Genomic DNA, 1,323 nt, shown 5'->3' with positions numbered 1-1,323 from the left:
CCGGCTCCGGCTCGATCGCGATCGAGTGGCTGCGCGCCCACCGCGACAACCGGGCCGTCACCGTCGAACGCGACCCGGTGCGCGCCGAGCGGATCGTCCGCAACGCCGCCGCGCTCGGCGTGCCCCGGCTGCGGGTGGTCACCGGCGCCGCGCCGGACGCGCTCGACGGCCTGCCCACCCCGGACGCGGTGTTCGTCGGCGGCGGGCTCACCGCCCCCGGCCTGCTGGACGCCTGCTGGGCCGCGCTGGCGCCCGGCGGCCGGCTGGTCGCCAACACGGTGACCCTGGAGTCGGAGGCGCTGCTGACCGAGTGGTACCGGCGGAACGGCGGGGAGCTGCTGCGGCTCGCCGTGGCGCACGCCGTCCCGGTCGGCGGCTTCACCGGCTGGCGCCAGGCGATGCCGGTCACCCAGTGGTCCGCCGTCAAACCCGCCGCCGGCCCCCTCACCCCTCAGGAGAACGCCTCGTGACCGTCCACTTCATCGGGGCCGGCCCCGGCGCCGCCGACCTCATCACCCTGCGCGGCCAGCGGATCCTCGCCCGCGCCGAGGTCTGCCTGTACGCCGGCAGCCTGGTGCCGCGCGAACTGCTGGCCGAGTGCCCGCCCGGCGCCCGGCTGGTCGACACCGCCAACCTCACCCTCGACGAGATCACCGCCGAACTGGTCCGGGCGCACAGCGCCGGGCAGGACGTCGCCCGGCTGCACTCCGGCGACCCGTCGGTGTTCAGCGCCGTCGCCGAGCAGATGCGCCGGCTGGACGCGGCCGGGGTGCCGTACGAGGTGGTGCCCGGCGTGCCGGCCTTCGCCGCCGCCGCGGCCGCGCTCAAGCGCGAACTGACCGTGCCGACCGTGGGCCAGACCGTCATCCTCACCCGGATCGCCAAGCGCGCCACCCCGATGCCGGAGGGCGAGGACCTCGCCACCCTCGGCCGCGGCGGCGCCCTGCTGGTGCTGCACCTGGCCGCCGGGTACGTGGACGACGTGGTCGAGCAGCTGCTGCCGCACTACGGGGCCGACTGCCCGGCCGCCGTGGTCGCGATGGCCAGCCGGCCGGACGAGCTGGTCCTGCGCGGCACCGTCGGGGACATCGCCGGACAGGTGAAGGCGGCGGGCGTGGTCCGCACCGCGGTGATCATCGTCGGGCGGACGCTGGGCGCCGAGCAGTTCCGCGACAGCCACCTCTACTCGGCGGACCGCGAGCGCCCGCACGAGCCCTGCGGCGCGTGATGACGGGGGCGGAGGCGCACGTCCTGCTGCTCGGCGGCACCACCGAGGCCCTCGCGCTGGCCGCCGCGCTGGCCGCCGAGCGACCCGCGCTCCGG

Annotated in this window: 2 protein-coding genes; both read left to right on the top strand. The window is 77.2% G+C overall.

Annotated features, from left to right (window positions below):
- The coding region (locus ABD308_RS23290) for a bifunctional cobalt-precorrin-7 (C(5))-methyltransferase/cobalt-precorrin-6B (C(15))-methyltransferase (protein ID WP_344338206.1) at window positions 1-470 on the top strand (470 nt) is incomplete at its 5' end.
- Complete coding sequence (gene cobM, locus ABD308_RS23285; RefSeq protein WP_344338205.1) at window positions 467-1,228, top strand: precorrin-4 C(11)-methyltransferase; 762 nt, start codon at window positions 467-469, stop codon at window positions 1,226-1,228. The genes ABD308_RS23290 and cobM, both read left to right, overlap by 4 nt.
- Window positions 1,229-1,323 lie beyond the last annotated feature (95 nt).

Source organism: Kitasatospora putterlickiae, assembly GCF_039527695.1.
Lineage (GTDB): Bacteria > Actinomycetota > Actinomycetes > Streptomycetales > Streptomycetaceae > Kitasatospora > Kitasatospora putterlickiae.
Note: the sequence above shows the minus strand (reverse complement) of the source record. Positions and strands in the feature narration are given on the sequence as shown.